Raw genomic sequence first — 731 nt, forward strand, 5'->3', positions numbered from 1 at the left:
AAATTAATCAGAAATAGGCTCCACAATGAGGATTATTCCATCGATCGCGACGATTTTTACACGAGTACCAGCTCGGATATTTTGCTCACACTGTGCAGACCAGGTGGTATCGGCGATGCGAATTCTGTTTAACCCAATTGAAAAATCTTCCTCAAGTATCGCGCTACGGCCAATCAACTGCTTGTACTTTTGGTTGAGATCTCTTGTTTGATCATCTTGTTTGTCTCTTGACCACTGGCGTCGCCACCATAACCAAGTTGTCAGCAAACTGAAAGTCGCGAAAGATAACCATTGAAGTTGCCAGCCGAAAGGGAGCACTGCCAATAACGCTCCCACTAATAACGCCGATAACCCCAACCACAGAAAGTAACCCGCTGTACCAAGTAGCTCAACGGCAAGCAGCACAAAGCCGAATGCAAGCCAGTGCCAAAATGTTATGCCATCAAGCAGGTTGAACAAGTCCATAACTGGGTCCTAATCTTTATTTTGTTGTTTAAACATTTCTGCGATGCCCGCAACAGAGCCCATGAGTCCGGTTGCTTCCAAAGGTAGCATAATGATTTTTCCGTTTTCAGCTTGACCAATACTCTTGAGAGCTTCTGTGTAGCCTTGCGCGATGAAGTAATTAACGGCTTGCATATCGCCTTTTGCGATGGCTTCGGAAACCATGTAAGTCGCTTTTGCTTCCGCTTGAGCAGCACGCTCACGCGCTTCAGCATGGAGGATAGCAG

Annotated in this window: 1 protein-coding gene and 1 pseudogene; both read right to left on the minus strand. The window is 46.4% G+C overall.

Annotated elements, in window-relative coordinates:
* Nucleotides 1-3: 3 nt before the first annotated feature.
* Nucleotides 4-465, minus strand: coding sequence for an NfeD family protein (locus tag R7Z50_RS27090; protein ID WP_318149696.1), 462 nt, complete (start codon nt 463-465; stop codon nt 4-6).
* Between the two features lie 9 nt (nt 466-474).
* Nucleotides 475-731: pseudogene (locus R7Z50_RS27095) on the minus strand (band-7 C-terminal domain-containing protein); the annotation flags it as partial.

This window comes from Vibrio sp. 1249-1, assembly GCF_033340495.1.

Excerpts from the sequence above, each read along its gene's own strand:
- R7Z50_RS27090 (WP_318149696.1), bottom strand. The coding sequence starts at position 465 with ATGGACTTGTTCAACCTGCTTGATGGCATAACATTTTGGCACTGGCTT.